This window comes from Helicobacter sp. 16-1353 (assembly GCF_003288815.1).
In the GTDB taxonomy this organism is placed as follows: Bacteria; Campylobacterota; Campylobacteria; order Campylobacterales; family Helicobacteraceae; genus NHYM01.
Window position 1 is genome coordinate 90,106 of sequence record NZ_NHYM01000004.1, and the last position, 26,130, is coordinate 116,235.

Annotated in this window: 27 protein-coding genes; 15 read left to right on the forward strand and 12 right to left on the reverse strand. The window is 34.7% G+C overall.

Annotated features, from left to right (window positions below):
• Window positions 1-54: 54 nt before the first annotated feature.
• From CCY99_RS03525 to CCY99_RS09870, 3 genes are all read right to left on the reverse strand, one after another.
• Window positions 55-330 (reverse strand): hypothetical protein, encoded by a 276-nt coding sequence (locus tag CCY99_RS03525; RefSeq protein ID WP_112060029.1) that lies wholly within the window; start codon window positions 328-330, stop codon window positions 55-57.
• Entirely contained in the window at window positions 305-454 is a 150-nt protein-coding gene (locus CCY99_RS09510) for a hypothetical protein (RefSeq protein WP_181646822.1), read from the reverse strand. Before CCY99_RS09510 ends, CCY99_RS03525 begins: the two co-directional genes overlap by 26 nt.
• An 82-nt stretch (window positions 455-536) precedes the next feature.
• A complete protein-coding gene (locus CCY99_RS09870; protein ID WP_258443283.1) occupies window positions 537-665 on the reverse strand; it encodes a hypothetical protein in 129 nt (42 codons plus the stop codon).
• 708 nt (window positions 666-1,373) lie between these two features.
• Between CCY99_RS09870 and CCY99_RS03530 the strand changes: the two genes are divergently transcribed.
• Genes CCY99_RS03530 through CCY99_RS09515 form a run of 3 tightly spaced genes read left to right on the forward strand, consistent with a single transcriptional unit; the run spans window position 1,374 to window position 6,026 of the window.
• On the forward strand, window positions 1,374-4,460 hold the full coding sequence (locus CCY99_RS03530) for an acyl-CoA dehydratase activase (RefSeq protein WP_112060030.1): 3,087 nt from the start codon (window positions 1,374-1,376) through the stop codon (window positions 4,458-4,460).
• An 18-nt stretch (window positions 4,461-4,478) separates the two neighbouring features.
• The gene (locus CCY99_RS03535; protein ID WP_258443286.1) at window positions 4,479-5,867 is read left to right on the forward strand and encodes a 2-hydroxyacyl-CoA dehydratase; all 1,389 of its coding nucleotides are present in this window, start codon (window positions 4,479-4,481) and stop codon (window positions 5,865-5,867) included.
• A 3-nt stretch (window positions 5,868-5,870) separates the two neighbouring features.
• A complete protein-coding gene (locus CCY99_RS09515) occupies window positions 5,871-6,026 on the forward strand; it encodes a hypothetical protein (protein WP_181646823.1) in 156 nt (51 codons plus the stop codon).
• 83 nt (window positions 6,027-6,109) lie between these two features.
• On the opposite strand, the gene CCY99_RS03540 is transcribed toward CCY99_RS09515, so the two are convergent.
• The 7 genes from CCY99_RS03540 to CCY99_RS03570 are packed head-to-tail and all read right to left on the reverse strand — an operon-like array spanning window position 6,110 to window position 11,593.
• Window positions 6,110-6,292 (reverse strand): hypothetical protein, encoded by a 183-nt coding sequence (locus CCY99_RS03540; RefSeq protein ID WP_112060031.1) that lies wholly within the window; start codon window positions 6,290-6,292, stop codon window positions 6,110-6,112.
• Between the two features lie 30 nt (window positions 6,293-6,322).
• On the reverse strand, window positions 6,323-7,810 hold the full coding sequence (locus tag CCY99_RS03545) for a GTPase (RefSeq protein ID WP_112060032.1): 1,488 nt from the start codon (window positions 7,808-7,810) through the stop codon (window positions 6,323-6,325).
• Complete coding sequence (locus CCY99_RS03550; RefSeq protein ID WP_112060033.1) at window positions 7,807-9,612, reverse strand: dynamin family protein; 1,806 nt, start codon at window positions 9,610-9,612, stop codon at window positions 7,807-7,809. The genes CCY99_RS03545 and CCY99_RS03550 overlap by 4 nt, the downstream gene beginning before the upstream one ends.
• A complete protein-coding gene (locus tag CCY99_RS03555; RefSeq protein WP_112060034.1) occupies window positions 9,612-10,043 on the reverse strand; it encodes a hypothetical protein in 432 nt (143 codons plus the stop codon). The genes CCY99_RS03550 and CCY99_RS03555 overlap by 1 nt, the downstream gene beginning before the upstream one ends.
• An 11-nt stretch (window positions 10,044-10,054) precedes the next feature.
• On the reverse strand, window positions 10,055-10,885 hold the full coding sequence (locus tag CCY99_RS03560) for a GTPase (protein ID WP_112060035.1): 831 nt from the start codon (window positions 10,883-10,885) through the stop codon (window positions 10,055-10,057).
• A gap of 10 nt (window positions 10,886-10,895) precedes the next feature.
• Window positions 10,896-11,294, reverse strand: coding sequence for a TerB family tellurite resistance protein (locus CCY99_RS03565; protein ID WP_112060036.1), 399 nt, complete (start codon window positions 11,292-11,294; stop codon window positions 10,896-10,898).
• A gap of 11 nt (window positions 11,295-11,305) precedes the next feature.
• Window positions 11,306-11,593 carry a hypothetical protein gene (locus tag CCY99_RS03570; RefSeq protein WP_112060037.1) on the reverse strand — a complete coding sequence of 96 codons (288 nt, stop codon included), beginning with the start codon at window positions 11,591-11,593 and terminating at the stop codon, window positions 11,306-11,308.
• A 485-nt stretch (window positions 11,594-12,078) separates the two neighbouring features.
• Between CCY99_RS03570 and moaA the strand changes: the two genes are divergently transcribed.
• Complete coding sequence (moaA, locus tag CCY99_RS09875; RefSeq protein ID WP_112060038.1) at window positions 12,079-13,296, forward strand: GTP 3',8-cyclase MoaA; 1,218 nt, start codon at window positions 12,079-12,081, stop codon at window positions 13,294-13,296.
• 263 nt (window positions 13,297-13,559) lie between these two features.
• On the opposite strand, the gene CCY99_RS03580 is transcribed toward moaA, so the two are convergent.
• Both CCY99_RS03580 and CCY99_RS03585 read right to left on the reverse strand, forming a co-directional pair.
• A complete protein-coding gene (locus CCY99_RS03580) occupies window positions 13,560-13,874 on the reverse strand; it encodes an SMR family transporter (RefSeq protein WP_112060039.1) in 315 nt (104 codons plus the stop codon).
• Window positions 13,871-14,428, reverse strand: a complete 558-nt coding sequence (locus tag CCY99_RS03585; protein ID WP_258443294.1) for a multidrug efflux SMR transporter — start codon at window positions 14,426-14,428, stop codon at window positions 13,871-13,873. Before CCY99_RS03585 ends, CCY99_RS03580 begins: the two co-directional genes overlap by 4 nt.
• A gap of 253 nt (window positions 14,429-14,681) precedes the next feature.
• Between CCY99_RS03585 and CCY99_RS03590 the strand changes: the two genes are divergently transcribed.
• The 11 genes from CCY99_RS03590 to CCY99_RS03640 all read left to right on the forward strand — a co-directional run bounded on the left by CCY99_RS03590 (window position 14,682) and on the right by CCY99_RS03640 (window position 25,933).
• Window positions 14,682-15,776 (forward strand): alanine--glyoxylate aminotransferase family protein, encoded by a 1,095-nt coding sequence (locus tag CCY99_RS03590; RefSeq protein WP_112060040.1) that lies wholly within the window; start codon window positions 14,682-14,684, stop codon window positions 15,774-15,776.
• A gap of 147 nt (window positions 15,777-15,923) precedes the next feature.
• The gene (locus tag CCY99_RS03595) at window positions 15,924-16,475 is read left to right on the forward strand and encodes a DUF507 family protein (protein ID WP_112060041.1); all 552 of its coding nucleotides are present in this window, start codon (window positions 15,924-15,926) and stop codon (window positions 16,473-16,475) included.
• 48 nt (window positions 16,476-16,523) lie between these two features.
• Window positions 16,524-17,687 (forward strand): glutamine-hydrolyzing carbamoyl-phosphate synthase small subunit, encoded by a 1,164-nt coding sequence (gene carA / locus CCY99_RS03600; protein WP_112060042.1) that lies wholly within the window; start codon window positions 16,524-16,526, stop codon window positions 17,685-17,687.
• Complete coding sequence (gene bamD, locus CCY99_RS03605; protein WP_112060043.1) at window positions 17,684-18,316, forward strand: outer membrane protein assembly factor BamD; 633 nt, start codon at window positions 17,684-17,686, stop codon at window positions 18,314-18,316. The genes carA and bamD overlap by 4 nt, the downstream gene beginning before the upstream one ends.
• Before the next feature lie 26 nt (window positions 18,317-18,342).
• Complete coding sequence (lon, locus tag CCY99_RS03610) at window positions 18,343-20,691, forward strand: endopeptidase La (protein ID WP_220092234.1); 2,349 nt, start codon at window positions 18,343-18,345, stop codon at window positions 20,689-20,691.
• 8 nt (window positions 20,692-20,699) lie between these two features.
• Complete coding sequence (rimO, locus tag CCY99_RS03615) at window positions 20,700-22,022, forward strand: 30S ribosomal protein S12 methylthiotransferase RimO (protein ID WP_112060045.1); 1,323 nt, start codon at window positions 20,700-20,702, stop codon at window positions 22,020-22,022.
• Window positions 21,997-23,016 carry a tRNA lysidine(34) synthetase TilS gene (gene tilS / locus CCY99_RS03620; RefSeq protein ID WP_112060046.1) on the forward strand — a complete coding sequence of 340 codons (1,020 nt, stop codon included), beginning with the start codon at window positions 21,997-21,999 and terminating at the stop codon, window positions 23,014-23,016. The genes rimO and tilS overlap by 26 nt, the downstream gene beginning before the upstream one ends.
• Before the next feature lie 46 nt (window positions 23,017-23,062).
• Complete coding sequence (serB, locus tag CCY99_RS03625; protein WP_112060047.1) at window positions 23,063-23,689, forward strand: phosphoserine phosphatase SerB; 627 nt, start codon at window positions 23,063-23,065, stop codon at window positions 23,687-23,689.
• 2 nt (window positions 23,690-23,691) lie between these two features.
• Window positions 23,692-24,642 (forward strand): transaldolase, encoded by a 951-nt coding sequence (locus CCY99_RS03630; protein WP_112060048.1) that lies wholly within the window; start codon window positions 23,692-23,694, stop codon window positions 24,640-24,642.
• Window positions 24,643-24,727: 85 nt separating this feature from the next.
• Window positions 24,728-25,432: an outer membrane beta-barrel protein gene (locus CCY99_RS03635; protein ID WP_112060049.1), complete on the forward strand. Its 705-nt coding sequence runs from the start codon at window positions 24,728-24,730 to the stop codon at window positions 25,430-25,432.
• Window positions 25,433-25,480: 48 nt separating this feature from the next.
• On the forward strand, window positions 25,481-25,933 hold the full coding sequence (locus CCY99_RS03640; protein WP_112060050.1) for a DUF2393 family protein: 453 nt from the start codon (window positions 25,481-25,483) through the stop codon (window positions 25,931-25,933).
• The last annotated feature ends 197 nt before the right edge of the window (window positions 25,934-26,130 follow it).

Consider the following 26,130-nt stretch of genomic DNA (forward strand, 5'->3'; position numbering starts at 1 on the left):
ATTAGCTAATTTTTCTTTAATTTTACATTTCTTGCATTTTTTATATCTCAATTTTTATTCCAAACATAAGATTTCTAAAACAATATGACAATCTCGCTTAAAAATCCAATCCATCACAATCGTTTTTATGCCTGTTTGTTGATAGACCAAAATCCGCTTTGGCTTGTTTTTATACTTCGCCATTGCGGTATTGGACTTGGTGTTGTTTATCTGTATGTATTCTATTCTTGGGGTTATATCACCCTTTTCAAAGACAGCAGATTCCGCCCTGCTACCAGTAGCGACATCACTTACGATTACGCCATTAAAGGCACTTTGGATTCGATACATTTGGCGGACTTGAGAGCTTTTCCACGCTTAATTCGTCAAACATATCATTATTAAGTGCTACAATCTGTTTGGCTAATTTAATATCACAAGTGATAATGGCTAATCTATTGAAACATTTAAACATTGCAAAAACCGATACATCGCGTATATCTATTAGCTATTCATTTTTTTAAAGCCAAAGGTTGTATCGCATCTAAAAATCAACTTCAACTAAAGCCGTTTGGTCTAAAAAATCCAATAGTTTTCTGCAATATTATTAAAATATTCATTTGTAATTGATACTGCCTATTTCCATAGAATTCATTTGAATGCAATATGGTTGAAATAATCGACAATGATTCTGGCTTGGCTTTACTCTACGCTACTATTACTTTCAATTGTGATATTAATCTCATTTGCTTTTGCTACCATATCTTTTGATTTTATCCCTAGTTCAAAGGCGATTTCAATAATTTTGACTTTGATTCTTGCTCTTTTGCCGTTTATAAAATATCTCCTTCAAACTTAAATTATTTCACATTTCTTAGCCAGATTTATAATCCCATTTATCAAAGTAGAGCATTATTTTACAAATAAATTCAATACTAGTTTAAAATTAATACTACTGGTCTAGAATATTTATTGCTATAAAAATCCGTTCTATAGCTTAATATGCTACTAAAAGTAATAATTTTCTAATTATTATTTAAGTTATAATTAATTTTATTATAACTATAATGAGAATCTATTTTATTTTAGATATAAATTCAAATATTAAGTTAGAATTAAAAAGTTTAATAACTTTCTAGTAAAATTTTTTGTAGTTTTGGCGAGGAAACTTCGTCTAGCATTTGTTTTTAAGGTTTCGAAACCAAGCAAAACATAGTCGTTTGTAAAAGGTAAAGCCTTGCATCGCAAAGGAATGCTTGTTTTCTCTAAAAATACACCTTAGCTTCTCGAATTTTTAGCTAAAATTCGTAGCTTTAGTGGGTAAAGGGGTGAAAGCCCATTGTTGCGAAGTTTGGCTTGCCAATACTAGCGAAGTAAAAATTTAGGATAAATCTATGAGTTTAAGTTTAGGAATTGATGTTGGTTCGACGACTGCGAAGGTAGTTTTACTCGAGGGCGAGGAGATAATCTTCTCAAAATACGAGCGACACTACTCAAAAGTGCGTGAAAAAAGCATAGAAATTTTAAAAGATTTGAGAGAAAAAATCGGCGATAAACGCTTTAGCGTAGCAATCTCCGGTAGTGCTGGCTTTGGCATTTCAAAAATCACAAATATCGACTTCGTTCAAGAGGTTTTCGCCACGGCTGAAGCAGTAAAAAAGCTAATCCCAGACACCGATGCAGTAATCGAGCTAGGAGGCGAGGACGCCAAAATAATCTTTTTAAGTGGTGGCTTAGAAGAGCGAATGAACGGCTCATGTGCGGGTGGCACAGGCTCATTCATCGACCAAATGATTACGCTGCTAAATGTAACGCCAGAGGAATTTGATGATTTAAGCCTAAATCACAGCAAAATCTATCCAGTGGCTTCGCGTTGCGGAGTCTTTGCAAAGACCGATGTCCAGCCACTTTTAAATCAAGGTATTAAAAAAGAGGATATTTCTGCTTCCATTTTCCAAGCGGTCGTCGAGCAAACTATTTCAGGTCTCGCACAAGGGCGGAAAATCGAGGGCAAGATTCTATTTCTTGGCGGACCGCTATTTTACTACAAAGGCTTACAAGAGCGATTTAAGGAGACTTTAAAATTAAGCGATGAAAATGCAGTTTTCCCAGACTTCGCACAATTCGCCGTGGCAATCGGCGTTGCATTTTATAGTAGCAATAGCAATGTGGATTATTCATGCGATGAGTTGATAGATATTTTTGAAAATGCCAAAAATACCACGAGTAGGAATAAATATTTAGAGCCACTTTTTAGCTCACAAGCGGACTTAGAGGCATTTGAAAGTCGTCATAATCAAGCCACCACAAACGAAATTGATATAAAGGATTTTGTTGGCGATGCTTATCTTGGGATTGACTGCGGTAGCACGACTACAAAGCTAGTATTAATCGATAAAAATGGCGGAATCATCTATAAATACTATGGAAGCAATTTGGGGAATCCAGTGCAAGTGATTTTAGATGAGCTAAAAAAGATTTATATCCTTTGTGGTAATCGCATAAAGATTCGTGGCAGTGGCGTTACAGGCTATGGCGAGGAGCTTATAAAAAGTGCTTTTAAGATTGATATTGGCTTGGTTGAGACTATGGCTCACCTGAATGCCGCAAGATTCTTTAATCCAAAGGTCGATTTTATCATCGATATCGGCGGACAGGATATGAAGTGCTTTTATATCAAAAATAATTCCATTGATAGCATTATGTTAAATGAGGCGTGTAGCAGTGGCTGTGGGAGCTTCATAGAGACTTTTGCAAAATCTATGGGCTATGATGTGGAGAGCTTCGCAAAACTTGGGCTAGATTCCAAACACCCAGTGGAGCTTGGTAGTCGCTGCACGGTGTTTATGAATAGCTCGGTAAAAGAGGCACAAAAAGAGGGTGCGTGTATCGAGGATATAAGTGCTGGGCTTTCTATGAGTGTTGTGAAAAATGCGTTATACAAGGTGATTCGTGCAAAAGACGCCGATGATTTGGGGAAAAATATCGTAGTGCAAGGCGGAACATTCCTAAATAACGCTATTTTGCGGAGCTTTGAAAAAGAGCTAAATCGCAATGTAATCCGCCCAAAAATCGCCGGACTTATGGGGGCGTATGGCGTGGCATTATTCGCTAGAGAGTGCAAGGAATCTAGCATTATAACCCAAGCCGAGCTAGAGGGCTTTAGACATATTTCCGCCCCTAGCATTTGCAATATTTGTGGCAATAAATGTCAGCTTACTATAAATCGCTTTGAGGGTGGGCGAAAACTCATCTCCGGCAATCGATGCGACCGTCCACTAGGCATTAAGAAAAAGACGATTTTCTTGCCAAATATCTACGATTATAAGCTAAATAAAATCAAAAATCTAACCATAAAGCTCCAGCATGACGAGGAATTAAAGACATTTAAGGGCAAGGTTGGGATTCCACTTGGGCTAAATATCTATGAAAATATCGTGTTTTGGCACGAGCTATTTTCCAAATTGGGTTATGAGGTCGTGCTAAGCGATATTTCTACGCGAAAAACCTACGCCATAGGGCAGTATAGCATTCCAAGTGATACAGTTTGCTACCCAGCAAAGCTCTTGCACGGACATATTGAGAATCTGCTTTCAAAAGGCGTGGATACGATATTTTATCCGTGTATGGCTTATAGCTTTGATGATGGAGGGCAGTCTACTACGAATTACAACTGCCCTGTTGTGGCGTTCTATCCGGAGCTTTTAAATCGAAATATCGATAAGCTAAAAAATGTGAGATTCCTATACCCATATTTTGGTCTTCATAGGAGCGAGGACTTTATAAAAAAGGCGTATCCATTCTTTAAAAAGGAATTTAAAGCAGATAAAAAGAGCTTCAAACTCGCCGTCCAATCCGCCTATGAGAAGCGACAAATCCAAATTGATGATATTCTAAATCAAGGCACAAAGGCACTTGAATTTGCCATGCAAAATAATCTTAAATGTATCATTTTAGCTGGTCGCCCATACCACATCGACCCAGAGATTAATCACGGCATAGATAAGCTTATAAACTCGCTTGGCGTGGTCGTGCTATCGGAGGATTCCATAAGTGCGGAGATTGGCAAACTTGATATTTTAAATCAGTGGAGTTACCACGCTAGGCTCTATAGTGCGGCGAATTTCGCTAAGAAATATGACAATGTCGAGCTAGTTCAGCTTGTAAGTTTTGGGTGTGGGATAGATTCCATTACGACCGATGAGGTGCGGAGAATCCTAGAAAATGGCGATAAATTCTACACGCAAATAAAAATAGATGAGATAAATAATTTGGGGGCAGTTAAGATTCGCATTCGAAGTCTTTTGAGTGCGATGGAAGTGAAGCAAAAAGAGGCTATGGAATCTAGAGAATCCGCTGAATCTGCTGGGAATCCGGAATCCGCGAAAATAGCGGAATCTGAATCTTTAGATTCCACAGATTCTATGAAATCTGCCGAATCTAGCCACGAAAAAGCCAAAGAATTAGAATTAAATTATTAAAAAAATAAGGAAAATAAAATGACAAAAAGCATGAATATGAAAAATCTAGATTCGCAGAATCTTGAATCTAAAAATCCGCATTTGGCGAATCTAGATTCTAAGAATCTAAATCCTAAAAACCCACACAATGTCGAATCTTGCTCTAGCAATTGCGATTGTGTGAGTAATACCGAAGACGACTTTGTGAAATTCACGGAGGAGATGAAAGAAACGCACACGATTCTAGTCCCCACAATGCTCCCTATCCACTTTCGCTTTATGGTAAATATTTTGAAAAGCTATGGCTACAAGGCGGAATTGCTACAAAATCACGGCACAGAACTCGCCCAAGAGGGCTTGCGAAATGTGCATAATGACACTTGCTATCCAGCCTTGCTAGTTATAGGGCAGCTTATCGATGCACTCAAAAGTGGGAAATATGATTTGAGTAAAACTGCACTTCTAATCACGCAGACAGGCGGTGGCTGCAGGGCTTCGAACTATATTTATTTGCTTAGAAAGGCACTTAAAAAAAGTGGCTTTGGGGATATTCCAGTCGTGTCGCTGAATTTTAGTGGATTTGAGGAGGGACAGGCATTTCGAGTAACTATGCCGATGTTAAAAAAGCTCGTAAATGCCGTCATTATCGGCGATGTGCTGATGTGCCTACTAAATCAAAGCAAACCATATGAGATAAACGCTGGGGAGAGCGATGAGCTGGTCTCCAAGTGGATTGAACGCATCACAGACGAATCTCAAAGTAAGGCGTTGGTGGATTTTGGGGCGTTGAAAAAAGATGTGAGGGCGATTTTGAATGATTTTGGGAAGATTTTGCGAAATAATGAGCCAAAAATCAAGGTTGGAATCGTGGGTGAAATCTATGTGAAATACTCTCCAGTTGGGAATAATAACTTGGAGGAGTTTCTACTAAGCGAGGGTTGCGAGGTGGTGGTGCCGGGCTTTATGGATTTCTGCTTATATTGTATGAATGATGTAATGCTTGAAAATCGCCTATATGGCGGAAGTTTCGCTAAAAAAATCATTTATAAATTTATTTATAATATGTTCGTTGGCAAACAAAAAACGATTTACAAGATGATTAAAAAACACGGGATTTTTACCGCTCCAACGAGCTTTGAGCATACCAAAAAGCTAATTAAGGGCTATGTCGAAGAGGGCATGAATATGGGCGAGGGGTGGTTGCTGACTGCCGAAATGCTAGAGCTAATCAATAGTGGGGTGAATAATATCGTCTGCACCCAGCCATTTGGCTGCTTACCAAACCACATCGTGGGACGCGGAATGATGAAAGTCATCAAGGAGAAAAATCCACAAAGTAATATCGTATCAATCGATTACGACCCAGGTGCCACGAAAGTAAACCAAGAAAATCGCATTAAGCTAATGCTTGCAAACGCGAAAATGTAGGGCTTGGCGGGAAATCCGTGCGGGAATCTAGATTCGCGGAATCTAGGGTGGAATCCGTGCAGAATCTATGCGGAGATTCTGGCTAGATTCTTAGATTCTCACTTAGATTCTCAGCTAAATCCGCCTAGTTTTTTGGAATCTTGCTTAGATTCCAGCTAGATTTAACCGGATTCTCACTTATATTTTAGACAGATTCTAGCCCAAAGATCACCTAGATTCCCACTAGATTCCAGCCCAAATCGCTACTTAAATAATTCCTTTATAATGCCAAATATGTCGCTTAGGCTTGACATATCTAGCTTTTGGAGTTTTATTCCACATTTAGGACAGAATGATGATAGTGGCGATTTATAGTCTGGCACGATTTTCTTTGTATAGCCACATTTGGGGCAAGTGTAGAATGCCTTTATTGGTTTTTGTATCATTTGTTTTCCTTTAAAATAGAATCTCTGTTTTTAAGAAAGCCTATCAATGATAGCAAATAGTTTATTCTTCATTTCTAGCAATTCGCTATTATCGCTTTTAAGTTGCTTGGCTTTGTTGTCGATTTTGTCAATCGTGCCATCAAATGTGATTTTAATGCAGTTTTTATAGCCATTTATTAGTTGCTCTTTTAGCTTATTAATCTCGCTTTGGGATTTGCTTCTAGCCTCTAGTTGCATTGTCTTTTGTCGCTCCTCTTTTTGATAGCTATTAAACATATCTAATATTGCACTTACTATAAGGATTAATGTTTGAGTCCACCCAGCTTTTCCACCTATTTCGTTTATAATCGTTGGTATAAAAGCCTTTACTTGCTCTATTATCTTAGGCAATATTTCGTCGAATATATCACTACTTGGGGCTTCGATATTTGCGAGATTTGTAGTCGCATTTGGGGTGCTAAACTCTAAAAACTCATCAGTTTTTGTCCTTAGCTCTCTCTCTGCTATTTTCATAATGTTTATTGCTTTTTCATTGATATTTGAGACTTTGGCATTTAGATATTTTTCAATATCACTTTTCTTGCTCTCAATACTGCTTTGTTGGCTTAGTAGTATCTCTAGGATTCTGCTATCTGCCCCTACTAGTTCATTATTAACCATTTTTTCTAGCTCAATGTTTAGGGATTCTTGCTGCTTTTTTAGAAGCGTGATTAGCGTTTCGATTTGATTGGATTCCTTATTGTCGATTTTGTTGTCGAGCGTTTCAAGCATATTGTTTATAAAGTTTCTAATGTATTGATTTAGTGCATTTACGACTTCCTTATGCCCGGATTTTGTTAGGCAGTCATCTATGGCACTTTCAAGCCCTAGAATTTGGCTATCGCTTAATAGTCTATGCTTATTTTCAATCTTTGCCTTTAGGGCTTCTTTGGCATTCACTATATAAACGCTTATTTTATTCTCAATCTCCTCTATATCGTTTAGCTTCCCAATTCGCTCTAGATTTAAATAGACTTTGTTTATGATTTGACGCTCTTGTAATGAGTTTGGATTAATGCCATTTTTATTATTTAAGACCAAGATTATTGGCTTTTTTGCCTTTACTACTTCGCCTATTTTCTCATAGACAAACTCCACTTCAAGCGACCCATCAGTGCTAATGACAAATAGCACAATCTCGCTTTTTTCTAACTGCTCTTTTGTTACCAAGTCATCTTTATTGTCCACATTTATGCCCGGCGTATCAAATATCGTGTAGCCATTATATAAATATTCATGCACCTCTTTAGTCTCTGGGGCATCGCCCATTTTTGCAACTTCCTTGCCAAATAGAGCATTTATTAGAGTGCTTTTTCCAGTATTATATTCGCCATAGATTATCATCGTTTGCCTAAAGTCTCTAATCTTAGAATCTATATGCGAGATAAACTTTTCAATCTCACTAGATTCACATACTTTTTGTGCGACCTGCGTAACCTCATCTTTTATTTTTCTGTAATCGTTTTTGTCGTTTATCATAATGTTCTCCTTACTTTTTCCATATTATTTTTAAACTTTCCTATCTCTGTTTTTATTGCCCCTATTTCCGTTTTAATATCGCTAAAGCTCTCGCCTAATTGCAAAAAAGTCGCCTCAAATGCTTGGCTATAAAAAGATTCTACTTTGGCTCTAAAGCCCCTTAAAACAACCTCTTTATTATCACCAATAAGCGTTTTTTTGACTATTTCATCATCATTAATTATATCAGCCACTTTATCGCCGAATGCAGCTAAGCCGCCGCCGATAATTTTGACAAATGGATTAGGAAGTATCGCCAGAATGCTTCCTGCAACTTTTGCTCCACCCTTAAAAGCTTTTTTATACCATGGCTCCTCTTTGTGTTTAGTTTCGATAAATATATCTTCTATCTCAATATCTCCAACCTCAAGACCCTCAAATAGCACACCAAAATCATTGCTGATATTTTGCAGAATCTCGTTTGTGTTATTGGTGATAATCTCACTTGTCTTAGAGTTTATTTCATTGGTGATTATTTTGCATTTTTCTTTGACATTTTCCTTAGTTGTGCTATCTATGTGCCTATTAAATGCCTTATCTATCGCCACTTGCAAATCTACTTGAGATATTTTTTGTGCGTCTTTAAGTTGCCTTAATCCCTCATTAAGCGAATTTTCTAGCTTTTCAATCTTGTTGTATATATCTTTGATAGACCCCTTAGAATCTGTGGAATCGCTCAAAATTAGGCTTATAAACGCATTCAATCCATCATAAGGCACTTGACTTTTTAAGCTTTTGGCTTTTTTGATTGCATGGTCTTTCATTAGCTCATAAAATTTTGGGATATTGCTATTTTCAAACATCTCCAAATCGTTATTTTTTATTGCTTCTTTTGCAGTCGCCACAGAAATAGAGAATATGTCCCCTAGCTTATTTTTTATTTTTTCTTTTGGGATAATTTCATTTATGGTGTTTTTTACATACTCTTCTTGGTTTTTTCTATCTTTATCATTTTTATTTACTAGCTTTTTAATAATGCTTTCTTCGCATTTATCGCAAGCAGTTTTGCTATCACACTCGCACTCATCGCTTTCGATTATGTCGGATTTTGTGATACATATGGTTACCTTTTTATTTTGGTCAAAAAGCTCTTTTATGTTGTCCTGCTCATCTTTTTGTAATGGACTAGTTGATGAAGTGGGGTAGATTATATAATCTGCATTTTCTATATATTCCCTTGCTAATGCTCCATTTTCCTTTGTAAGAGAACCAAGCCCCGGCGTGTCAATCCACGCCATTCCACCGAGATTAAATCGTTGGATTCTATCAGTGCACTCCACCACATCGGTGGCAAATCCGCTTTCTTCAGATTCCCCATTCTCTTTCGTATCTGGCAGCTCTTCTAATCGCTCGATTTTATGCCATTTTTTATGTCTGTATTCTAAAAACTCCACTTTTTGTTGTTCTAATTTATTATTTGCGATAAAGTTCCCAAAAGTGCTTTTCCCAGCCTTAACCTTGCCAAAAATAATAACAATAAACTTATTCTTTAGCTCCGTTCGAAACTTCTCTCTCTCAAGCATTTTGCTAAAGTTATGATTCCACATTAAAAACACTTCTTTTAAAGAATTCATAAGTTCCTTAAAAGATTCCTCAATGTCCGGATTTTTAATATTAATATTAATGCCCTCTATGGCATTTTTAAAGCTATCAATGTGGCTTCTAATCTCACTTCTTGTGTTATCTAGCTTGTTGTTTACATCTGCTATATCTTTTAGCGATTCATATAAAGACACATAAAAGCTATTTAGCTGTTCTTTCATTATAATCTCCTTATTAATTCACTTAAAGTAGCAAGCCTTTCATTAAGGCTTCTTTGCCCTACTTCATTCATAATTACATTGTCAACACCTCTAATCTCTCCGCCCCTTATATTTTCTAGCTCTTTAATTGTCGCCTCAATTCCCTCTATATCATCATTAAGATAGTCAATATTTTCGTCTAAAGTGGCAATTTGATGTTCTAGCCTCCTAAGTTCTACTTTTATGGGTTCTTTTATTGAGAATTCTGTCTCTATAGGCATTATTTTTACAGGTTCTTTTCTTTGGACTTGCTCATGTTGTTCTTTTGCAAGTTTTTCAGAATCCTCTTGTGGAGCTTTGTCATTTTCGTTGTCGGCAAACAAATCGTAAGCAAGTTTTCCAATAGTTGCTACTGCGACCACTCCGCCGATTACGGGTAAAAACGGTATCATATCCTCTCCTTTTATTGATTTAAGTGTGCATTCCATTCACTAACTTTTCTAGCTAGTTTGGCTCTTTGATTTTCTAGTTTGTCCTTTTCTAGTTGGATTCTCTCTCTTTGTGTTTTAAGTTTTTGTATGTATTCGTCGCATTTTAGAGCTAGGCGATTTTTCTTTGCTTGCATAATTGTATTTCCATATTTTTCAATTAAGGTATTTATCTCTACTCTAATCTTGTCAATATTGCTATTTTCAACTAGCCTGTTTTTGTTCTCCTTTTTGCCTTTTATATAGTTTTTAGACGATGTGGCGATAACCTTATTGTTAATTGCTTGATTTGGAGTGCCAAAAATATCTATTATCTGCCGTTTCATTTTATTACTAATCTTATCTATGTCGCTTTGTTGCAAACTATCAGCTCTAGATAACACAAAGATATTTTTGTTTATGAAATCATTAGGATTATCCCAATTGCTTTTTATGTGGTGCAAAAAATTCATTTCCGGCTGGTTAAATTCGCCCTCTGCACCATTATGAACGAATATATTAAAATCAGCTTCCCTTATGGCATCAATTGCCCTTTTGTCGTCATTTTCCCTTGCATTTAAGCCCGGCGTATCGATATACTCAATATTTTCGTAAACAAAAGATTTGTTTTTAGCAGTCGTTCGCACATCGCCGATTTTAAAAGTTTTTTCTTCAAAATCATCAATTAAGGCGTTCATAAGAGAGCTTTTTCCGTGGTTATAAAGCCCCGTGCAAGTGATTTTTACGACATTATTTTGGATATTCTTTCGCAATATTTCTAGGATTTTTATATCCTCTCTAGATAGGTATTTGTCCATTTTGCTCATTTATTCCCCTTTAAATCTCAATAAGGGCATAGCCTTGCACATACGCAGATAGCACCGTTTTCGCCCACTCTACATAGATGGTTTCTAGGTAGTAGCTAAGACCAAATTCCTCGCGAACTTTCTCCAAAACTTTCCTTTCCTCCTCGTGCAAAAAATGGTCGGAATAGATAAGTAGGAGAATCTCCATTAATACTATTTTTTGGCTTTTCTTGTTTTTGATTTTCCCAAGTGTGTCGTAAATATCAAAGTTTTCTTTATCAAATTCAATATCCCCAATCTGCATTTCAAGCAAATATTTTTCTATGATGTCATTTTGCGTCTGACTGAAGTTGTTGCAACTCTCAGCGATATAATGTGCTAGCTCCAAAAATCCTATTTTTTCCTCATTCGTTAGGCGGTTTAAAAACATATTTTCTCCTTTTAATTTTTATTTACACTTTTTAGGGTTTCTAAAATCGCATTAAATTTCTTTTTGCCCTCTATTTCGCCATATTCGCTAATTAGCGTATTTTCAATATTTGCGATGAAGTCTTGCAAGGCTTGGGATTCTATAGATTCTGTGGAATCTTTCGATTGGCTGGATTTATCAGATTCTCCAAAGTCATCAAAATCACTAGAAAAGTCCCAATCTTTTATAAACTCATCATATATCTTTTTCCCCGCTATCCCTACAATTATCCCAGCTAGTAAATGAAATGGAAATCCCATTTTGTCTCCCTTGTTTAATATTTAATATTTTTAAAGTCATTTGCCATTATTGTTGAATTGATTTCACAGCAAGTATTGACCTAGAACAGAAAATAATTTTGGCTGATTTGTAAGATTTGTAATTGGATTTATAGGACACTTTAAAAGATATTTAAGGGAAATGGAAATAATTTGAAGTAGTTTAAAAAGGCTTTTTAGAATGGGATTATATTGATTGCTCCCCCCCCCCTATTTGCATATTTTTCGCTTTGGATTCTATGGATTCTATAAGATTTTGGGGGTTTCGCATTGTAAATTTGCTAATTATAAAATCATTCATCGCCATTCCATTTTAAAATATGCAAAATTATAACCAAAAATCACTAGCGATTTTTTAAATTATTTTGAATGTATATTGAGAATTCACATAAATATAATACAATACGGGATTTAGAAAATGTGGAAGTGCGAAATTTTGGTTAAATTTAGCGAGATAAAGGAGTCATATGCTAATCGATAGTTTTGGTCGTAGTATCGACTATATCCGCGTGTCTGTAACGAAAAATTGCAATTTTCGCTGTTTGTATTGTATGCCTGATACGCCCGATGAAATTAAGGAGAATCTAATCCCACTAAACCAAATGCTAGAGTTTCTAAAAATTGCTATGGATTTGGGCGTGAGAAAAGTGCGATTAACTGGTGGAGAGCCACTTTTGAGAGGCGATTTAAGCGAATTTGTAAGGGGGATTTATAGCTATAAAAACGATGTGGAAGTCGCCCTAACTACGAATGGATTCTTGCTTAAAAAATACGCAAAAGAGCTTAAAAATGCGGGGTTAAAACGGATAAATGTCTCGCTTGATAGTTTGCAATCGCATAAAATTAGCACCATTTCAAAGAAAAATGACGCACTAGATTCTATCTTAGAGGGCATTTTTTTGGCGAAAAATGTCGGTCTTGGCGTAAAAATCAATATGGTTCCGCTAAAAAATATCAATGAAAATGAGATTATCGATTTATTAGAGTTTGCCAATAAAAATGGCTTTCTAATCCGCTATATTGAGTATATGGATAACACATTCGCAAAAAGCGGTATTGTAGGGCTTAGGAGCGAAGAGATACTAAAAATAATTGATAAAAAATACCGCTATAAAATGTTACAAAAAGAGCATTTTGGACCCGCGAAATTATATGAGATTGAGGGACTAAGTGGGGAATCTAAAGCGTTAGATTCTATAAATTCACTAGATTCGGCGGAATCTAAGAATCTAGATTCCGTGATTTTAAGAGATTCGGCGGATTTGAAAAATTCAGCAGAATCTTGGGATTCTGTGGATTCCAAGAATCTAGATTCGGCAAGTTTGATAGAATCTAATTACTCGCTGGATTCGGCAGAATCTGGGGATTTTAAGAATCTAGATTCCACAGATTCCACCACAAATCCAAGTAAATTTAAAACCACCAAAAAGCCCGTATTTGGGATTATCGCTCCACATAATGATGAGTTTTGTTTATCTTGCAATAGGATTCGCCTAAGTGCTGAGGGGATTATTTTCCCCTGCCTATATTTCGAAGATGCGGTAGATGCGAGTGTGGCGATACGAAGTGGCGATAAAATTGCGATGAAAGAGGCACTTTTGAAATCCATTTGCAATAAACCAGAAAAAAATAAATGGGGAGAAAACGAGCGTTCAAATCGTGCATTCTACCACACTGGCGGATAAAATATTGATTAGAAATGGATTTTTAAAAATAAGTGCAAATTAAGATTTTAAACTAAAGCACCCTGAGATATATAAAATATATTGGGATTCTTAAGGAGCAATATTCTTGATTTTTTGGATATAAAATAAATGAGAATTTACAAAATGGGATTTTTAGGATTCGCTAGATTTAGATTCTGTGGAATTTAGCTTAATCTTGCTTTTTAGATTGCTTGGAATTTGCCAAATTTATAAATTCGCCAAATCACACTTTAAAACATATTTTACCCAAGTGCTTTTAGTCCAATGGCTGAAGCGATGATGATAAAGATAAAAAATATCTTTAAAAACGAGGCAGATTCCCCAAATACTAAAATCCCCACAAGAACGCCTCCACTCGCCCCTATCCCAGTCCAAATCGCATATGCCACGCCCATTGAAATCCCCTGCATTGCAAGGCTTAGGAAACTTAAGCTCACCATAAATAAAAGTGCAATTGGGAGTATGAATATTTTTTTATTGGTTGTTGCGAATTTTTTCATAGTAAATACGCCGGCAATCTCCATACAACCCGCTACGATTAGAAATATCCAGCTCATTTCTCGCCCCCATTTTTTAACAAAATCTGTGCTTTTGTGGCTTTATTTTTTGCAGATTCCACAGATTCTGTGAAATTTATAGATTCCGCATTTTTCCTAGATTCGACAAAATCCGCACCATTAACATTTTTTATAGATTCCCCAGATTCCCCAAGATTTACAGCATCTAGCACTGAATCTAGCCCAAACTCCGCACTTAAATCTCTAGCTAGTTTCTTATCACTTTTATTACTTGTGAGTTTCAAGCCAACTACGCCAATTAAAAGCATTACAATTAATGCGATTTTAATAATGCTTACTTCCTCGCCAAATGCGACCATTTCAGCGACCACCACTCCAGCCGTGCCAATCCCTACAAACACCGCATAAGCCACGCCTACTTCTACATATTTAATCGCAATCAACATCACACAAAATGAGAATAAAATAGCCACTCCAGTTAAGGCGTAAAGCCAAAAGCTATCGGCGTATTTCAATCCGCTAACCCAAAATACCTCTAAGATTCCAGCACTTATGATTAGAATCCAACTAATGCTTTCTTTGGAGATTTTCAATGTTTTTCCTTAAATTTATGCGATTTTCGAATTGATTTATAAACCCATAATTCGTCTTGTAAAATTTTGGCTGGGATTCTATCCAATCCAATAAATTGATGTCAAGATTTCCGCTAATAAGGGAGATTCTTATAGTTTTAAAATATTTTTAATGATAAATTTATTTATAAAATTCAAATCAATTTAAACATTTTAAATAACCTAATTTATGCTAGAATCCAAGCCAAAATTATAGAATCTAAAAAGGATAATTATGCTTTTATTTACTCCCGGACCGACTCCAAGCCCAGAATCTATCCGCCAAGCAATGGCAATCCCCACACTTCACCACAGAACAAAGGAGTTTGAATCTTATTTCGCATTCTGCCGCGAGAAACTCATAGAAATGCTAAAAATGCGCGATGTGCTAATGCTAGCAAGTAGCGGAAGCGGGGCAATGGAGGCGTGTGTAAGGACATTTTGCAAAAAGCCCTTGATTGTAAATAGCGGGAAATTTGGCGAGCGATTTAGTAAAATCGCCAAGGCTTACAATATCGATTTTATTGAGCTTAAAAGTGAGTGGGATACCGCTCCAAGCGTGGATTCCGTGGAAAAAATATTGAGTGAAAATAAAGATATAGATTCCATATGTATTCAAATCTGCGAGAGTGCTGGGGGACTGCGACACAATGTCGAGGCAATCGCAAAAATGGCAAAATCACTAAATCCAAAAATCGCCATAATCGCCGATGGGATAACTGCAATCGGCGTTGAGAAAATCGACACGACGCATATCGACGCCCTAATCGGTGGCTCTCAAAAGGCGTTTATGCTACCACCGGGAATGAGCCTAATTGGCTTGAGTGATTTGGCTTTGGAGCTAATCGAGGCAAATGATGTGGGATTCTACTTCAATCTTAAAACCGAGCTAAAAAATCAGCGTAAAAATACCACTGCTTGGACTTCGCCGACAAGCATAATTATTGGCTTAGCGAAGTATTTTGAAGTGGCGGATTTGGAGGCGATTTATAGGGAAACGAGGGCTAGGGCGAAAGCCACGCAAAAGGCACTAAGTGCAATTGGGCTAAAAATCTACCCAAAAAGCCCAGCACTTGCGATGACTACGATTTACCACGAGGATTCCGTTGCGATTAGAAAATTGCTAAAGGAAAAATACGCCCTAAATATCGCAGGAGGGCAAGACCACCTAAAAGAGCTGATTTTCCGCATAAACCATATGGGGATTATCCCTATTTATGAGGCTTCGTGGGTGGTGAATGGGATTGAGTTGGCATTAGACGAGCTTGGGCTTAGGAAGTTTGATGGCACTGCAAATAAGGTGTTTTTGGAGAATTATAATCGAATTTAGATTATTGTAAATTTTTATAAAAATACTAGCAATTTTACTAGTATAATTTAGGCTAATGATATAGCTTTTATTTTGCAAATAACATCAAATAAAATATTGCAAAGAATCTATGATACAATATAAAAAAATATTTACAAGAGAGATATTATGAGATTAAAGGCTTCGCATATACGATATATTGCTGATAAAATTGCATTGGATTTGGTAAATGCTCCATATATTGAGATTCTAACAAATGATAAAGATATTGTTAGAATAGCCATTAAATATCTTGAAAATAATATTAAAAAAGAGCTTGCCATAGAAGAAAAAGCTAAAAACTTTATTGATGATAATATAGATGAGATTGAAAGTAATGGAGCTGATGAAAAGCGTTTATTTGCCTTAGTAAAAAAGAGATTTGCAGATGATGAAGAGTTTATTTTATCTTGGGACGATAGGTATAGCAATCTATCACACGAAATAATGGACGAGCTCATTGATACGAGCATTATTAATTTTCATGTTTCAGAAATGATGATAAAGAACCTTATTTTCAAATCAATAAATACATATGCTAAAAATTATAAAGACATAGAAGAAAGGGTAATTGATAGAATTAAAAATTATAAAAAGAAACTTTTAGTTGGCACTGAGGAATATGATTTGGTATTTGAAAAGATGTATGAAGAAGAGCTGAAAAAACAAGGTTTTTTATGATTTTATTGCAAGATTCTACTTGCTTTTAGATATAAGGATTTCAAATAAATGAAAAAAGCAGTTTTATATTTAGAAAATGGAATGAGATTTGATGGCATAAGTTTTGGTGCTAAAGGCACTAAAGTAGGTGAAATGATATTTAACACTTCACTTACTGGCTATCAAGAAATCATTACAGACCCTAGTTATGCTGGGCAATTGATAGTATTTTGTATGCCAGAGATTGGCATTGTCGGGGTGAATAATCAAGATGTAGAATCTTTATCCAATACATCTTATGCAAAGGGTGTTATTGTTAGAAGTTATAATGATTTTTACTCTAACTTTCGTGCCACTGGAACTTTGGGAGAATATCTTAAGAAAAATAATATAATGGGAATTGCAAATATTGATACAAGATTTTTAACAAAGCTTATTAGAACACAAGGTGCGATGAATGCGGTTATTTCAAATGAGATTTTTCAAACAAAAAAGCTAAAAGATATTTTGGATTCTACTCCAAGTATTGAGACAATAAATTATATTAAAGATGTTAGTTCCAAATCCCCTACAACACACAAACAAAGCACTTTTAGTTTTAAAACTCTTTCGTATGGCAAACCAAAATTTAAGAAAAAAATAATAGTAATAGATTTTGGAATCAAACAAAATATACTAAATGAACTTAGTGCAGTTGGATTAGAATGTGAGATAGTAAGTCATAATATTAATGCAGATAGTATTATCAAAAAATTTAATGATAAAGAAATTGGCGGAGTTTTTCTATCAAATGGACCCGGCGACCCAAAAATTTTAAAAAAGGAAATAAAGGAAATAAGGAAGTTAATAGATGCTAAGATTCCAATGTTTGGAATCTGCCTTGGACATCAACTATTAGGTTTAGCACATGGATATGAAACCTACAAACTTCAATTTGGACATCACGGAGCAAATCACCCTGTAAAAAATATGCAAACAAATGAGGTTGAAATCACATCGCAAAATCACATCTATTCTGTCCCAGAATCCATACAAGAAATCGCCCATATAACATATATAAATCTATTTGATGGCACAATAGAGGGATTGCGTTATAAAGATTCTCCTATTATTTCATTGCAACATCACCCAGAGGCTAGTCCGGGACCAAAGGAATCTAATAAGATTTTTAAGGATTTTTTTAAAATGGTGCAAGATTGCAAGATAAATAAATCAAAAGAGAGTAGCAAGTGAGATTCTATTTAGTAACAATTTTTATAGCATTATTTTTTGTTTCTTGTAGCAGTGTTGATGAGTTTAACAAACCAGCATTATTTTGGTATGAGAGGATTATAGTAGCAATTAGCAAGGGTAATTTGGAACAAGCAGATAGTTATTTTAATTCACTTCAAAGTGAGCATATAGCTTCTCCTTTGATTAATGAGGCTTTGATTATGCTTACAAAAGCACATATTGATAGAAATGAGCATTTACTTGCTGGATATTTTGCGAATGAGTATAAAATTCGCTTTAGCAATCCTAAAAATGTAGATTATATGCCATTTTTAGCAATGGAATCTAATTATTATGCTTTTGGTAGTTATAGCAAAGACCAAGGTTTTATTAATGATAATATTGACGAAATATCACATTTTGTAACCTTAAACACAAATAATAAATATTTACCTTATATAAGGCATATTTTGACAAGTTTCAAACTTTCTCAATTAGAAATAAATAAAGAGATTATAAGAATCTACAATATAAAAGACAAAGATGCAGCAAAAGAAAAATACGAGCAATATAATGAGGAATTAGGTGTGAATGATATAGATTTTATACCATCACATATACCTTGGTATGTTAGAATTTTTAGCTGGTAATTAGACAAAATTAAAAGGATATTAACTTGAACAATACAAAATTTCCAACAACCTTACCTATTTTAATTGAAGAAAATTCATTTATCTATCCATATACAATTAGCCCTATTTTTATAAATGATGATGCAAATATAAGTGCATTATCAAAAGCACAAGATGAAAATAATATTATTTTCATAACCACTTCTAAAGATATTGATATTGAAAGTGATGAGCAAAGTGATTTTTACGATGTGGGCGTCGTGGGGAATATTATGCGAAAAGTTTCTCTCCCCAATGGAAAAATCAAATTTCTTTTTCAGGGCGTTTCAAGAGCTAAGATTCTAAAGGTGGAAAGTCAAAAGCCACTTATAGGTTTGATTGATTTGATTATTCCAGACCCATACGACCCAATAAAGCTTAATGCTACGCTCTCGCTATTAAATGAACGAATTGATGTTATGTCAAAATTACTTCCATATTTTCCTAGCGATTTGCTAAAAACGATAGAAAGCTATGAGCCAAATCGTATTATTGATACGATTTTAAGCACACTTAGAATCTCCAAAAATAAAATCTATAATATTTACTTAAATAGCAATACAATTGAGAGATTGATATTGCTTATAAGCTACATTGATGAGGAAATAGAAGCTTTAAAATTACAAAAAGAGATTAAAACAAAAGTTAATAATAAAGTTGAAAAAATTAATAGAGAATTCTACCTAAAAGAGCAATTAAAGCAGATTCAAAAAGAACTAGGAATCAATAATCAAAAAAATGAAGAGATTGAAAATTATTATAAAAAGCTGGAATCTATAAAACCACATATAGAAAATGACGGATACAAGGAGATTAAAAAGCAAATAGATAGGCTTTCTCGTATGCATCAAGATAGCTCTGAGGCGAGTATGATACAAAATTATATCGAGTGGATGCTAGAGATTCCATTTGGTAAATTTTCATCTAAAAAAATGTCGATTAATGCCGTAGCGAAGCAATTAGACAACGACCATTATTCGCTTAAAAAGCCAAAGGAGCGAATCTGCGAGTATTTTGCAGTAAAAGAGCTTTTGGCATTAAGGGGTAAAGAAAGTGAGCAAAGCAAAGGCACTATTTTATGTTTCTATGGACCGCCGGGCGTGGGGAAAACCTCCCTTGCAAACTCCATTTCTAAAGCACTTAAAAGGTCGCTTGTTAGAATCGCACTTGGCGGATTAGAAGATGTAAATGAATTGCGAGGGCATAGGCGGACTTATCTGGGAGCGATGCCCGGGCGAATAATACAAGGGCTAATCGACGCAAAAGAGATGAATCCAGTAGTCGTTTTAGATGAAATCGATAAGGTTGGCAAGAGCTATCGAGGCGACCCTACTTCCGTGCTATTGGAGATTCTCGACCCAGAGCAGAATGTGGCGTTTAGGGATTATTATGCGAACTTTAATATCAATTTAAGCCAAATTATTTTTATCGCCACAGCAAATGATATAAGCCAGATTCCCGCTCCATTGCGTGATAGAATGGAATTTATCCAGCTAAATAGCTACACGCCACAAGAAAAGCTAGAGATTGCCAAAAAGTATCTAATTCCCCAAGAGCTAAAAAAACACGGCATTTCAAACACGGAATTTAGCATAAACACAAACGCCCTAAAGGAAGTCATCGAAAAATACACTAGGGAGGCAGGAGTTAGGAAACTAAGAGAGCAAATCGCCCAGATTATGCGAAAATGTGCTAAAAATATCCTAGAAAACCATGAGGCAAAGAAAATCAGCATTACGACAAATAATCTTAAAGATTTCTTAGATAAAACTATTTTTGAGATAGAAAGCACGAAAGGTATTCATAAAGTCGGTGTTGTAAATGGCTTGGCATGGACAAGTGTGGGCGGTGATGTGCTGAAAATCGAAGCGATTAAGATATTTGGTAAGGGCGTTTTAGAGCTAACTGGGAATCTTGGTGATGTAATGAAAGAATCCGCCAAAATCGCCCTAAGCGTAAATAAAGTGCTAATCGATAAGAAATTTAGAACAAAAGAGCAAATCTATAATAAATATAATATCCATATCCATGTCCCAGAGGGTGCTACGCCAAAAGATGGACCAAGTGCGGGGATTGCGATGGGGCTGGCGATACACTCTGCCTTGCTTGATAAAAAGGTAAATTCAAAAATCGCAATGACAGGGGAGCTAACGCTAAGTGGCGATGTGCTGCCGATTGGAGGATTAAAAGAGAAGCTAATCGCTGCATATAAAGCTGGAATGGAAGCCGTGCTAATCCCAGAGAAAAATTATAAAAGAGATTTAGATGAGATTCCAAAAGAGGTTTTGAGTAGTCTTAAGATTATCCCTGTATCACGCATCGAGGAAGTTTTAGAAAAGGCTTTAGTTAAATAATTTAATAAATGAAAACACTTTGCTTAATCTCACTTGGTTGTAATAAAAATCTAATAGATAGTGAGGTTATGCTAGGGAAATTAAGCGATTATATATTGGTAGATTCCCCAAAAGATGCGAATGTAACAATAGTAAATACTTGCGGATTTATCCAAAGTGCTAAACAAGAAAGTATAGAAAAGATTCTAGAAGTAGCACAAGATAAACCAAAAGACAGCATTCTAGTAGTAAGTGGATGTTTAAGTCAAAGATATGCCAATGAGCTTAGAGATGAGATTAAAGAGATTGATATAATAACTGGTGTAGGGGATTATGATAAGATTGATAAAATGATTTTAGATTTGAATAAAAATCAAAAAATCATAAAAAGCAACGCTACATTTTTAATAGATTCCCACTCAAGAGTTATCACCGGCTCTTCTATCCACGCATATATCAAGCTTAGCGAGGGTTGCAATCAGCAATGTAGCTTTTGTGCTATCCCAAATATCAAAGGGAAACTCCATTCTAGGAGCTTAGAATCCTGCCTAAAAGAAATACATCATTTAGTGGAAAAAGGATTCTATGATTTTAGCTTTATCGCACAAGATTCTAGCTCGTATATGCGTGATTTAGGTAGAAAAGACGCATTAATCGAGCTTATAGATAGGGTTGAGAAAATACAGGGTATTAGGAGTGCTAGAATCTTATATCTATATCCCAGCACTACGACAAATAGGCTTATTGATAGAATCGCAGAATCTCCCATTTTTCAAAACTATTTTGATATGCCAATCCAACACATCACAGATTCTATGCTAAAGATTATGCGACGAGGGAGCGATAAAAATCGCCATATTGAGTTACTCAAACATATGAGAAAAGTAAAAGATAGCTTTATTCGCACGACTTTATTAATCGGGCATCCGGGGGAGAGCCAAAAAGATTTTGATGATATTTGTGGATTTATGAGCGATTTTGTATTTGATAGAGTGAATATTTTCGCATTTTCTAGTGAAGAGGGGACAAAGGCATTTACAATGCCACAAAAGGTAAATTCTAAGATTATAGATAAACGAATTAATATCCTAAATAAGATTATAAAAAAACAACAAAATGAGATTTTTAAAAATTATAAGGGAAAAACAATGACTTGCATAATCGATGGAATCTCAAAAACAAGTGAGTTTTTTTTGAGTGCTAGGGATATAAAATGGGATAGGGAAATCGATGGCGAGATTTTAATAAATGAGAATCTAACGCAAAAGCCACTAGAAGCAGGATATTATAATATCAAAATAGAAACATCTAAAGATGGGTATTTGATTGGGAAAGCGATTAATAGGCTCTAAAAAATTTAATTTATTTGGCTTAGAGGCTCTCACAAACGGGCGGAATCTGCTTGGATTTAGTGCGGGGGTGGATTCCACTTGCCTTTTTTTCTTGCTTTTAAATTCTAATATTGATTTTGATATTGCAATCGTGGATTATGGCATAAGGGCAGAATCTAAAAGCGAAATCGCATATGCAAAAAAACTAGCAAAAAAATATAAAAAGCAAATTTTTATCTCCAAAGCCCCAAAGTTTAAAAATAATTTTGAAGCAAATGCAAGGGCATTTCGATTTGATTTTTTCGCCAAAATTATCTTGGAATCTAATTATCAAAATTTGATTTTAGCCCATCAATTAAATGATAGATTCGAATGGTTTTTAATGCAGTTTGCAAAAGGAGCTGGATTAAACTCTTTGCTTGGATTTGATTACATCACTAAAAATGTGGATTTTAATATCATTCGTCCGCTTTATAATACAAAACGAGCCGATATTTTGGCATTTTTAAAGAAAAATAAAATTAAATATTTTGTCGATAAAAGTAATAAAAATCAAGCATTTTTACGCAATTATTTCCGCAAACATTATGCAAATAGATTTATAAAAGATTTTGAAAAAGGGGTAATAAAATCATTTCATTTATTAAAAAATGACTATCAAGCCATATATGGCAATGTGTTCGTATATAATGTAGCAAATATTTTTATATGCAAGAAAGATTCTGCTCTATTAAATTTATACAATATCGATATATGTGTTAAAAAGCTTGGTTATGTAGTTTCTAGCAAACAAAGAGATGAGATTTTAAAAAGTAGGTATTCTTGCGTAGTAGCATCTAAATTCATTATTGATTGCAATGATAGATTTATTTTCATTACAAAAGATTCTGCTAGATTTAGCCACGATAAACAAATAAGAAATATATTGCGATTGCATTCCATTCCACCAAAGATACGACCATTTGTGGATTTGAATCTCTTAGAAGAAATAAAAAATATAGTGGATAAAACTTAAGAAGCCAAATTTTATTATAATACCTTTAAAAATTTTAGGAATAATAATGAAATTAGCAGTATTTGATTTTGATTCAACACTTATGGACGGCGAGACTATCGATGAATTGGCAAAATATTATGGTGTGAAACAAGAAATAAATCTAATAACAAAAATGGCGATGGAAGGAAAGCTCGATTTCTACGAGAGTTTAAAAAAACGAGTTAGTTTTCTAAAAGGAATGAGAGAAAAAGACGCAATCGAAGTATGTGAGAATCTGCCATTAGTAAATGGTGCAATTGAAATAGTGAAAGAATTGCAAAAAATGGGCTACAAGGTAGTGTGTTTTAGCGGTGGATTTAAGATTGCAACTTCTTATTTTAGAAGAGTTTTAGGACTTAATGCCGATTTCAGCAATATACTTCATTGTAAAAATGGATTTTTAAGTGGCGAAGTGGGTGGAGAAATGATGTTTGGAGATTCCAAAGGAAGAATGATATACACGCTCCAAAGGCTACTTGGGACTTCTAAAGAAAATACTATTGCAATAGGTGATGGTGCAAATGATTTATCGATGTTCCCATATGCGAGTAAAAAAATAGCATTTTGTGCCAAAGATGTATTAAAAAAAGAAGCAAATATCATAATCGAAAATAGAGATTTAAGAGAAATTTTGAATTATATAAAGGTGTAAATATGGACTTACGAAATAGTGGATTTAGCCTATGGTGCGATTTTATAGAACGCAATTTCTTAAATACAGAGTTTAAAAATCTAATCACTAGCAATATCATTTATGGTGCAACTAGCAATCCAAGTATATTTGCAAATGCGATTTTAAAGAGCGACGCCTATCGGGCAGATATTGAAAAACTAAGAGACAAAAAAGCAAAAGATATTTATGAGAATCTCGCATTTAGTGATATTAAAAATGCTGCACATTTATTATTGCCACTTTGGGAAAAAAATAAAAATGACGGATTTATTAGCATTGAGATTGACCCTATGCTATGTGATGATGCTACAAAAAGTATTGATGAGGGGAAGCGAATCTTTAAAACTATAGGATTCCCAAATGTGATGATAAAAGTCCCTGCTACAAATGCTGGATTTGAAGTGATGAATGAGCTTTATAAGAGCAGTATTAATGTCAATGCGACATTGGTTTTTTCAACGAAGCAAACGAAACTAGCCCTAGAATCTTTTGGAAAAACCACCAGCACAAATGCACCAAAAGCCGTAATTAGTATTTTTGTATCTAGGTTTGATAGGGCATTAGAGGATATAAATAAAACAAAAGATTCTACCCCAAAATTAGGAATCTACAATGCCATAAATTGCTACAACCTAATAGAATCTTTTGCAAATCCAAATATCCGCACACTTTTTGCCTCTACAGGAGTAAAAGATAGTTTTATAGATTCTAGTTATTATATCAATTCGCTACTTTTTAAAAATTCAATAAACACTGCCCCGCTAGATACTATCAAAGATTTTATAAAAAGAGATTCTAAAATCATTATCCCAGAATCTAATATAAATGATTATTTGCATAATATAGATGTGGATTCTATGAGTAAGATTCTCCTAGATGATGGTTTAAAATCGTTTATAAAAAGTTTTGAGGATATGTTGGGAGCAATTTAATTGGAATTAAGAATAATTAATTTTATTCCTAAAAAGCTAAAAAATAGCTATAATCTACGATTACAGCTATTTGAATGGGATTAATATGAAGATTATTATATGTGTATTATTGCTATTATCAGGCATCTATGCTAATGATAGGGCTATAAATGAGAGAATGCTAAGGCAAAAGGCATTCAATAATCGTAGCAATGTCATAGCGAGAACTCAAAACCAAACGCAAAATACAGATACAACTAGCTTTTTTGTCGCACTAGAAGGCTCTCTAAACAATACCGTGTTAAAAAAGAATATAGAATCTACAAATGTAAATACTACTAGCTTCATCAAACAACGAGTTTTTGGCGGAGCGATGAAAGTTGGCTTTATGGATATAGATAGATTTATAGGTGGGAGATTCTATGCGGAGGGCTCATATACTGGGCTAAGTGATTTTATGATTTTTGGGCTTGGATTGAATTTAGATATTTTGGTGAATTTTTTAGATTCCAAGATGTGGAATGTGGGTGTTTTCGCTGGGATTGGCGGAGGAATGTATGTAGCGACTTTTAAAAATGATAGCCTAAACTCAAGCGGGAAAACGCCCCTAAGCCCTGCTGGGTGGATAAATGCTGGATTTAGATTTACTATATTTGGCAATCAAGCCATAGAGATAACTTATCGCTACCCATATACTTATGCTTCAATTTATAAAGATTCCATTGTAGTTCCGGGGACAACAGGTCAAGAAACCACAAGCTATTCATATAAAAGCGATTATATCGGCATATCCTATGCATTCGCATTTTGATTATGAGATTAAATAGAGGAGTTAATAACACATAAAAGGGGTTAGGCTTTGGATTTTTTGCAAATTAGCATTTATGATTTTTTTGTTTTTGGCATTCTTTTTATTATTTTTATTGCGATTTTCTTGCTATCGCTACTTTTAAATGGTGCTTTTCGTAATGTTTTGCTTGTGTTTTGCCTATTATTTTTTATCTCCATTCCATTTTTAAATATTTTTATTATGGATAATTATATAAACAAAGTCGCTTTCAACCTAAATATTGCTAGAAAAATGCACTACACAAACGCATTTATACTTAATGGTGAGATAACAAATCAAGGTAAAAAAGCCATAGAATCTTGCAATATTTATCTATATATCAATAAAAAATATCCGCTAAATCCAGATTTCATAATCCAAATCAATGAAAAAATCGCCCAAAATACAAGCCTAAATATCGATAAAATCATCAATGATTTTGATTATAACGACCCAAAAAGCATTAAGATTCGCTGTTTTTAATACAAATAATACTAATGTGAAAACATAGAATCTTTAATTAAAAATATTCATTATCCAAATTATAAAAAAGCAAAAAACAAGGTGAAATATAAAAGCTAATTAAAATTTAAAAAATTTTATAAATGGCGATTTTACTATCTATGAAATTACTAGTTGAACATACAAGATTGAATTACTACTTAAACTACTATAAGGAG